Origin of the sequence: Psychrobacter sp. GP33 (assembly GCF_014119005.1) — a bacterium.
Classification (GTDB): Bacteria; Pseudomonadota; Gammaproteobacteria; order Pseudomonadales; family Moraxellaceae; genus Psychrobacter.
In genome coordinates this window covers 1-10,595 of the sequence record NZ_JACGYX010000015.1, presented here as the reverse complement: position 1 = coordinate 10,595, position 10,595 = coordinate 1, and the positions used below count along the sequence as shown (strand labels likewise).

The window sequence follows — 10,595 nt, the reverse complement described above, 5'->3', positions numbered from 1 at the left end:
CTAGTTTTTATAAATATAGTGAATAAACACGTCTTAAATATCAAGGATCACTATTGCTAGCTTGATGACTATTCGAAAAAAACATTTTTTGGAGGGTTGGTCATGAAATATTACAGTATATTTACTGAAACTAATTTACATCTCAAGCATCAGATAAAGTGATGGTAAGTAGAGATAAATATCAAATTAAATAGATTAAGAACGAAAATTTGTTTATTATTGCTTAATAATTTGAGGAGTAATTTATAAAAATTGAACGATTTGTAATTCAAGTAATCATGATATGTCTATTGATTTTTGGATTGATGACTGCTGTTATATTCCAGTTTAACTTAATGAATTTCAATGGTTTATAGCGAAAATGATGTTGAGAAACAAGTCCTAAATGGGCTTTTTTTTATGTCTGTTATTTGAGTATGGTTAGCATGGTAGGAAGTAGGTTACATGCCTAGTGTTGACAGCCTATCCTAATTTTAACTTTTCTCTACACTCGAGATAATACCAAGCATTGCATTGGTTTTTATATTGGCTAAATAGGCTGTTTTGAGATTTTATTGTTATAATCCGAAGCTTATTAAAAGCACACTGGATTTAAGAAAAATTATGATTAATAACTATGTTATCAGTTTAAAAAAAGCGGAATTAAGACGTGAACACATTAAGTCAGAATTCAAAAAAAATGAGGTTTCCTTCGATTTTTTCGATGCTATAGAGCCATCGATGAACCAAAAAATATTAGAAAAACTTGATATCAGTAATGAGCAGGTTGAAAACCTAAGTGTTAGCGAGCTAGCGTGCCTATTGAGCCACGTATGTATTTGGCAAAAATGTATTGATGATAATTTGGATTTTATAGGTGTATTTGAAGATGATATAGATTTAGGCGAGGATTCAAAATTATTGCTGAATGACACCTCCTGGTTCTCTGGCAAAGATATTATTAAGCTTGAAAAATTTCATAAAAGAGCTGAACTCTCTTTAATGGGTAAAAATATTAATGCTACTAGTCGAAAACTACACGAACTTCTAGGCAAAAATCTTGGAGCGGCTGGTTATATATTATCAAACTTGGGATGCGTTTATATGATCAACTACATTAAGGAAATGAAGGTAATTGAATGTATTGATGTTGTCTTGTTTAATCAGATTACCCATCCTAAGTCTATTAAGGTATACCAGCTACAACCTGCTATGGTGATACAAGATAAGCTTTTTAGCGAAGGAGATGTAAAGTTTGCTAGCAGCATAGTGCGCAATAAAAAAAAGAATAATCGTATCTCTTTCAATGCAAAGATGAAAAGAGAATTTGGTAGAGCAATAAGGTCATTAAGGATGAAAAATATAGACTTTAAGTAGTTACTTTTTGATGCCTGACGAGAAGATAAAGGCTAAATGATTAAACACTGATAGCTTTTTTTAGCAATGACAGTCACCAGCCAGTTGTTATCTTCTGATTAAAGTGTTCCAAAACATTAATAGATACACTATAGCGGCACCAAATTACTCATTAAGTGCAACTCACCCTCAATTAGAGTTGGATTTACAGGATACAAAAGATTGGTCTTAAATATTTTTATCTCGTATTTATACCTTTCATACCGATAATTAGACTGGTTATCCGATTGTCACTATCAACATCTATGTTATTAGTGATAATTTTAACTGGATTAGCATACGTACATTAAATAATATACTAATATCCAAATCTTGTATGCTAGATCAAAGATCGGAAATATCGCAGCTAACAAATAAAAAGCAAAGACTAATGTTTTATAATAGAAAATAGTGGTTTTTCCAAAATAAAATGTTAATAGATTTAAGTTAACGACTGCTTGTTATAATTATTAGAGGAAATAGTATTATGATAATTGATTATATCAAAAGTGATTTATGTCGTTATGTAGGAAAAGAGAATATAAATTTATATAATTTCTCTAAAAACTATTTCTTTAATCCAGGTTTCAAGTTCAGTTGTTGGCTAAGATTAACGCAATCAAAAAACCCAATAATTTCAATCGTTGCTAAAGTCCAGCATAGACGCTTTTATACAAAATATATGCTGAATATTCCAGCAAATACAAAAATTGGATATGGATTATATATTGGTCATGGTCAATGTATTGTTATTAATCCTACTACTCAAATTGGTAACAATGTAAATCTTAGTCAATTTACATCTATCGGCTCTAATCATCATAATGCTGCGATTATCGGTGATAATGTATATATAGGTCCTAATGTTTGCATTGTTGAAAATGTAGTCATTGGTAATAATGTACAAATTGGAGCAGGCGCTGTCGTGATAAAAGATATTCCAGAAAACTCACTTGCTGCCGGTGTACCTGCTAAAGTTTTAAAGACAAATGATTCTCCTAACTTATATTCACATAATCGATGGTAGAAATAACTATGTTGAAGATAGATTTAGAATAAGAAACGCCTCTTTTATAATAAATAATATAAAATGAATGTTAGAAATATAAATATATAGAATTACATTTAATCCATCTGTACGGTTTTTTCTTTCAAGATTTATAAACACAAAGATACTGTGTTTTCAAGAGAATTAGATAATATTTACAAGAAAGTAAAATAGTCAACAATTACAATGTTTTACTGTTATTTTTTTGTCTACACATCATTTGATTAAACATATAACCGCCTATCTATTAAGTACTACTTCTTATCAGATAACGTTGTCTTATTGAAAAATAATAGACTACTGTTGATATATTATTGTTAACTTATGTTGGTGTAACTAACAATAATATATCCATATATATGTAAAATATAATCAAAGGGTGTCAATCAAATGAATGAAACTACTGTTTGCTTTATAGACGTAAATACAGAGTGGGATAAAGCAATATCGAATCATAAATTTGACATTTATCATCTATCTGGATGGGTTAACTCCTCTACGTTGATAGACGAAGGTAAACCCCAAGGCATTGTGGCAGACTATAATGGCAAGAAATTTTTTCTACCAATAATTATAAGAAATATCAATACAGAATACTGGGATGCTACTTCTCCATATGGTTACGGTGGCCCAATAATAGATAGCTCTTTAACTCGCAATGAAATTGATATAATACTTGAAGCAATAAAAATGTTCTTATTTAAGGAGGGTTGTGTTTCCTTATTTACAAGATTGAATCCTATTCTTAATGAAGAATGGGTGAGCACGATAGGAACCTCATTTAGTCACGGATTTACTTTGATGTCTGATTTGTCTAAAACAAAAGATGAACACTGGAATGAAACTCAAAATCAGCATCGTAGAGGCATTAAAAAAGCTTTAAATAAAAATATTGTTACTAAAATCGAAAATTTTACTGACGATCGAATCAAAGTTTTTTCAGAGATTTATCGTGAGACGATGACAAAAGTTGGGGCAACTGATTATTATTTCTTTGATGACAGTTATTTATATAAATTATCCGATAGTATTCAGGATAGGTTGATATTAGTCACTGCTTATGAAGACGATAAAGCAATTGCTTCTTCTATATACACGATCTGTGAAGAGTCTGGAATTATGCAGTTCTATTTAGGCGGCACGCTAAACGACTATAGAAACTTGCAGCCTTCTAAATTGATTACTCATACTGCTAGAGATTGGGGTAGAGAAGAAGGTTATAAGGTCTTACATTTCGGTGGTGGGCTAGGAGGAAGTACAGATTCTTTATATGAATACAAAAAAGGTTTTAGTTCTAAAGAATTAGAGTTTAAAACATGGCGACTTATTGTGAATTTAGAAAAATACAATGAGTTGGTACTGGATAATGAAACTCTAACTGAGTTAGATCTACAATCAGATTTTTTTCCACTATATAGAAAAACCTCTGTAAAAAAAGAAGAAGTTGCTTGAAAGTTAAAGTCAAGAAGGTCAGAAGTAAATCAGTTCAGCAAATCACTTATCAAAATAAAAATTTTAACAAGGTTAAAATATGAATCATAGCCCATCATTAGAAATTACGGATAATATACCATTGTTGAAAGTAAAAAATGATCTGCCGACAGAATCAGCTAAGGAGATTTATCATTTAGCTGTTTTATGTAGAGACGAAACTGAAAGCTCTAGAAGACTTGCTTCACCTGTTGTTAAGCAGATCTCAGAACATAAGCTCTCTAGAATGGGATTACCCAAATCTTTAGGTGGCTGGGAAAATAATCCTGTAGAAACCCTAAAAGTTTACGAAACGTTGGCTAGTGCAGAAGCTTCAGCTGCTTGGATCGTTTGGAATAACCACTTAGCCTGTACTTTTGGACGTTATCTAGATGAAGCTAGTTTAAAAGAAGTATATAAAGATCCTTCTCATCTCTACGCAAATTCGGCACGCCCTGAAGGGATTGCTGAAGTTGTTCCAGAAGGTTATATGGTTTCTGGTCGATGGTCGTTAGTTTCTGGTTGTGAGTTAGCAGATTGGTTTGTTTTACGGTGTTTAGTGATTTCAGAAGATTCTCCTAAAACACTGGGACCAGGCGCAAATTTAAAACTATTTTTCATTCCGAAAAAGGAAATAGAAGTAGTTGATACATGGAACGTAGGTGGATTAAACGGCACAGGTAGCCACGATGTAGTAATAAAATGCGCCTTCGTAAAAGAAGAATACGCAGTAAGCTTTGATAGTCCTGTTACTATCGATAGCGCATACAACCGTTTGCCCATTGGCTGTATTAATTCTGCTGGATGCGCTGCAATGGCTTTAGGCGTTTTAAAAGCCGCTACAGACGACTTAGTTCAGATGTGTTTGGATAGAGTAACTCCTGGTAAAAACCCAGATCTACGTGACCGCCCAACAGTACAAGCAGCCATCTCTAAAAGCAAAACGTTATTAGCCTCTAAACGCGCGCAATTACATAGCAGTGTTAACACGCTATGGGAAGAGTCTCAAAACAGAAATACATTTACCGATGAGCAACTTGCTGATGTGTGGGCGGCGTCATGTGAAGCTGCAAGAGAAGCAAGAGCTATGGTATCTGAGATTTACGCTGTTGCGGGTACCTCTTCACTATATAAAAAATACAAAATAGAAAGAGCGCATAGAGATATTCATGCTATTTTACAGCATGGAATTCTTCAGCCTCATTGGATGAACCAAGCAGCGATGGCTTATGTTGGTCTAAAACCAACTGGTGCAATGTTTAGAATATAAAAGACGTATTATATAATACGGACTAAAATAGTTCCCTGGCGTGTTATATCAATAGATATAACACGCTTTTTTTATTAAATTTTCATATTAATGAAAGCCTATTTTTTCCAAATATGGTAGATAAAATGCCTGTTTATTCTCACTTAATAGCTCGGTTTCAATACGACTGGCGAACTGCTTGTAATCCTCACCTTGCTTAGCAAGGTTAGATAATTCACTCATTTTTGCAAGTTTAATTGCAAATACCCCGCGCTGTTTAGCTGTCATTTTGAATATGGCAGCTTTATCTTTCTTATAGTCTGAATTTTTGTCTTTAATTAATACTTTAAATTTAAATCCTGTTATTTTCCGCCCTTTTTTTTCCTGTTCATAACTGACTTGAATATCTGATTTTTCATTGATTTCTTTAACGGCAAGCTCTAGCGCATTTTTCTTAAAGTCATATATTCGACTATATTCTGTGCGCTCAACTCCTAGTTGTTCTCTAAATATATCTATCTCTAGTACAGGAGTTTTTTTGGCTTTTTTCCACTGCACTAATAACTCATAGAGTCTCACTGAATAAGCACTTTTCATGCTTGCGGTCTGCTCTAGCAAGTATTGCGTGAAAAAATCCTCGTAGCCGTCTATGCGTGTGATTTCGTTTATTACGTCATACGTTAATATAACTTCGATACTGGCTTCATTTTCGAGATACTTAACACGCTGAACCCATCTAGATTTAACCATTCTGTCATCGGTATCAAGAAATGAGAAACGACGCTCAAATAGTGTTTTCTCGGCATTTAATATGGCTTCATAGGCTGCTTGTCTGGATACGCTAAAGGCTTCGGAATATCTTGACGCTGATATAGTTAGAGGTTTGTCTATGCTTAAACCCTTACCCGTTTCTCTTGCATCTACTATTGCTAACTGCATGATACGAACTTCTGTTAATGATAGATTTTGCGTAGCGGTATTAAGGCGGTTTGTTTTAACAACAAGGTCTTTCATTATCCATCCTTATTTTATAAATAAACGAATAATATAAACTACTCGTTATAACGAGTAAAATACTATTTTCGTTTATTGTCAGGTAAACCTCGTCTTATTGTCAGGTAAACCTCGTCTTATTGTCAGGTAAACCTCGTCTTATTGTCAGGTAAACCTCGTCTTATGAGTAATTAAAGATATACTGTGTAAGGGCTATAGCGTATCTAAAAGCTATTAAAAACATTAAAAACATTAAAAGCCTTTTACTTGTTGATAACTCCATTTTGATAACCTTAATAATGTCATCATTTTTTATGGCTTAACTAAGAGAGCCACTATCAATAGACTCAATATCAACTATATTTCAATCATTTTCATTCAATAACAGACAATTTACGTCATATTATTTTAAAAGAATGTCTAAAATCACTTCTAAGCACTCTATTTTCTTTTTATGATAGTAGCACTACACATTTAAATAATAATTGAACAGTGAGCATTCTAGACAGCAAATAACCACTACCAAACTCTATATTATTGCTCATTACCTAAAGTTATAGGTTCGATCGTCTTTTAGATCCTATTTCGTATTCACAGTGACAGCTTCATTGATTACGTTTTTTGACATGCGCAAACGTCGGTTTGAAAGTTCACATTTAATTGGCATATTCAGTACCTTTCGTACTGATTTTTCTTATAGTTAAAAATTATTGAATATGTTTTGGGTAAATTAAGATATGTCCTTGATTAAAACAAAAGACATGAAGGATAAGATGAATAGCAATTGCAGGTTATTGTGTAATTATGTTTGATAGATTTTCTTACTGTGAGTTGTAAATTAGGAGCTTTAGCTAAGTAGGATTAGATTGTGACAGCGCAACCTTACCCCGTTTCAATAGGTGCAATAATAGGAGAGTCTCAAAAGAGTTATTGAATTGACTAACGTAGCAGTAAGAGTTCATAGCTTAGTCACCAAAGGAATCGTATAACAGATTTAAAATTTGCATCGACCATCCATCAAATCTAGTATTAGCTCCTCTAAAGTCACCGAAGCATTTAGTTAGATCTATAGTGATAGAATATTGCTTTTGCATAGCCTATCGAAGTTTGCTGTAATACAGTACTGAAACTATCATCTCTATGATAAAACCTAATTTTTAATTGGTAACGTAGACTTACTTATGAAAGTAAGTGGTAACTTTTATTGATTGAACGGTATTTTTTATATCAAAGACAAGTTTGATTTTTGCTATCTGAAAATATTAGTTTTTTATCAGATAGAAATAGATTTTGTATTCATGTTAGGTATTATGTTTATAGGGTCTATGTTTATATGAGAAATTAATCGACCATTTAACTTCGCCAAGAAAAACTATAGTTAGGGTTTATTATGAGTATTATCAGAGTATTTCAGTCTGCACTTGGAATACAAGCTAAAGCTAATATTATCGAAAATGAGATGCACAATTTAACTGGTATTACTGCTGATATTTTAAAATACAACGCTATTAGTTGTCGCTGCGGAAGTATTCGTATTCCCACAGGAGAAGTAGGAAATACTTATAAATGTATAAACTGTAGTAAAGAATCCATTAAGAATAAATATAATTTGGGAGATAGATCAAAAGACGACTCTCTAAATATATCTCCTAAAAAACCTAACCAAGTAATTAGTATGGCTCACTACGATGATGCTGTTCATTTATTAATAAAAGAACACAAACACAAACACTAAAATTGATAACTTGAAATATATATAAAGCATATAAGCATAGTAAGATTACTTATGTATCATTTTTTGACGTTCAACCACGATTCTATGACTATGCTAATATATTTAACAAACCTAAGTCAGTTCATTAATACTGTAAGGTTCAAATTTAATGCATATACTTCTAAGCTAATACCTTATAGGTAGCTTAGAAGTATGCTATTTTCTTTCGTTGTAGAGTTGAGCTATAAATTGCAAAGAAAAATACCGTAAACGTTAGTGTTTGCGGTATTTTTTTGCCTTTAATTTCATCCATTATCGAATTTACTCATTACATTACTTTTGTTGATTAATATATAGAATTATATATTGTATTTCTGATAGACGGTGAGTTATTGACAACGAAGCTCATTATTAAGCTAGATTAATTTCATTAATCTGAACTTTTGTTGTACCATGTTGTAAAAATAACAATATATAACATTAAAGATACATTATATGACAAAGTTGATAGATAAAAAACGAGGCTTTCGCAAAGATATAAATGGCTTGAGAGCTATAGCTGTCATAGCTGTCGTAATATTCCACTTTTACCCACAATGGCTAACTGGTGGTTTTGCCGGGGTAGATGTATTCTTTGTTATTTCAGGGTTCTTAATGACTGGAATAATATTTAAAGGTATGGAAAGAGATAGTTTCTCGATCATAAATTTCTATATCGCTCGCGCTAACCGGCTTATTCCTGCCTTAGCTGTATTCTGTATAGTAATATTAGTTTTGGGGTGGTTTTTTCTTACCCCTTGGGACTACAAAACAGTAGGTAGAGATGTTGCGACTACTATGCTATTTGTGAGTAACGTTGTATACAGCTTAACTGGCGATTATTTTGACAGCGGAACTAACTTCTTACTTCATACATGGACGCTATCTGTTGAATGGCAGTTTTATATTATCTACCCAATAATATTAATCTCACTGAAAAAATTTACTTCAATTGAAATTACTAAGAAAATAATAGTAGGTCTTTGTATTATTTTTTTTGTATTTAATGTTTACGCAACAAGTAAGTGGCCAACACAATCTTATTTTCTACTTCCAAGTAGAGCTTGGGAGATGCTAGTTGGTGGTATAGCTTACTTATACCCTCTAAAAGTTAATAATAAAAAATATATTGGTAAGTCTTTAGAGTTATTAGGGCTAGTACTTATTATTACTTCTTACTTTTTAATTTCAGAGATTAATGCTTGGCCTGGATATTTAGCAGCAATTCCTGTAGTCGGAACATGGTTAATAATACAAGCCAATGTAGAAAAAAGTATAATAACCAATAATCTATTTTTTCAAAAACTAGGAACTTGGTCTTACTCTATCTATCTATGGCACTGGCCAATTGCTGTTTGTTTCAGCTATTACACGATTAATGAAAGTTATAAACCGATTGGTATCCTTCTTTCTATCTTACTGGGCTTTTTGAGCTTTACTTTAATCGAAAAAAGAAAGATCGTTACTGTAGGTATAAAAAGGCCTATATTAATTTATAGTCTAATTGCTATCTCTTTTGCTGTAGGTGGCTCATCTTTATTTAAAGAGCAAGGTATGCCAATAGATAAGGGTCTACTTTCGAACTCCCTTATTCAGGGTGGCATTGCAGATGACTATAGACTCCATTACGGCTTATCTTTGTTAAATACATCTGAAGAATATGATTACTTACTTATCGGAGATAGCCACTCAAATCATTACACTCGTGGAATACTAAGAGAAGGATCTAAAGTTAAGTCATCATGGCTTCCTAAGTGTATATCTTTCCCTAACTCAACGACTATTGAAGATGGAATATTACCTTCTGGTTCTGATCTTTCTTGGAAAGAAGGTTGTAGCAAAAACCATTTACTTGGTTTAGATAACAATCAAAATATAATAGTCGCTCAGTTATGGAGGTCAGAAAAAGAAAGCCTGGAATGCTCTAATAATAATTGTCATTTGACAGGAGACTATTACAAAGATCTTCAATCTCAGCTTCAAGAACTAATTGAGTTATATGGCGAAGAAAAGAATGTATACATAATAGGCGAGCTTCCTAGCCCTCAAAATAGGAAAATAACTAAATGCTTGAAAACTAGAAAGCTTTTAGGAGTAAGTATTGATTGTAATAGTATCGATAAATATCCAGAGGATGTTAAGCAAATAAATAAAATGTTATCTAAGGTATCAGCTAAACATATGAACGTTACTTTTATAGATCCAGGCGATGCTATTTGTGATAATAATGTTTGTAACTATGGTGATGATGATAACTCTATATTCTTAGAGGATAATCACTTATCGGGGTATGGTTCAGAACTCATATGGAGTTATATTGTTAATAAGATACAGAGCAAATGAGGTGTGTCAACAATTAAGCTAAAGGATACAAGAAACTAGATTAGTAGCACTCAGAAAGTGACGGGCTAACTTATCATAGCGAGTAGCAATTACACGATATTTTTTAATCTTAGCACGGAAGTTCTCGTTCATATGCCTGGCTTTGTATAGCTATTTAGCAAAGTCTCTTTGTTACAGTCGATGACACTCAGAGGGTATGACTGCATTGCCTTGTACCGCCTTAATCCGTTCAATGATACGAGCATCGGCAAGCCAAGTTTACCTAATATTGATATCGAGTAACGCATCTGAGACACATAGGCCATATGTCGCCACACCTGTTAGATAAAAGCCACTAGGATTACCTAGCCGATAATATATTCTAA

7 protein-coding genes are annotated in these 10,595 nt (G+C 32.7%); 6 read left to right on the top strand and 1 reads right to left on the bottom strand.

Annotation, left to right across the window (positions count from 1 at the left end; genetic code table 11):
* Nucleotides 1-603 precede the first annotated feature (603 nt).
* From H2245_RS11720 to H2245_RS11705, 4 genes are all read left to right on the top strand, one after another.
* Nucleotides 604-1,356: a glycosyltransferase family 25 protein gene (locus H2245_RS11720; protein WP_182407594.1), complete on the top strand. Its 753-nt coding sequence runs from the start codon at nt 604-606 to the stop codon at nt 1,354-1,356.
* A gap of 505 nt (nt 1,357-1,861) precedes the next feature.
* Nucleotides 1,862-2,401 (top strand): serine acetyltransferase, encoded by a 540-nt coding sequence (locus H2245_RS11715; RefSeq protein ID WP_182407593.1) that lies wholly within the window; start codon nt 1,862-1,864, stop codon nt 2,399-2,401.
* A gap of 411 nt (nt 2,402-2,812) precedes the next feature.
* Nucleotides 2,813-3,874 (top strand): GNAT family N-acetyltransferase, encoded by a 1,062-nt coding sequence (locus H2245_RS11710; protein ID WP_182407592.1) that lies wholly within the window; start codon nt 2,813-2,815, stop codon nt 3,872-3,874.
* A gap of 79 nt (nt 3,875-3,953) precedes the next feature.
* A complete protein-coding gene (locus tag H2245_RS11705; RefSeq protein WP_182407591.1) occupies nt 3,954-5,162 on the top strand; it encodes a hypothetical protein in 1,209 nt (402 codons plus the stop codon).
* Between the two features lie 87 nt (nt 5,163-5,249).
* Here H2245_RS11705 and repM read toward each other — a convergent pair whose 3' ends face one another.
* Nucleotides 5,250-6,155: a replication initiation protein RepM gene (repM, locus tag H2245_RS11700; protein WP_220464438.1), complete on the bottom strand. Its 906-nt coding sequence runs from the start codon at nt 6,153-6,155 to the stop codon at nt 5,250-5,252.
* 1,369 nt (nt 6,156-7,524) lie between these two features.
* On the opposite strand from repM, the gene H2245_RS11695 reads away from it, so the two are divergent.
* The gene (locus H2245_RS11695) at nt 7,525-7,869 is read left to right on the top strand and encodes a hypothetical protein (RefSeq protein WP_182407590.1); all 345 of its coding nucleotides are present in this window, start codon (nt 7,525-7,527) and stop codon (nt 7,867-7,869) included.
* Between the two features lie 474 nt (nt 7,870-8,343).
* A complete protein-coding gene (locus tag H2245_RS11690; protein WP_182407589.1) occupies nt 8,344-10,230 on the top strand; it encodes an acyltransferase family protein in 1,887 nt (628 codons plus the stop codon).
* The last annotated feature ends 365 nt before the right edge of the window (nt 10,231-10,595 follow it).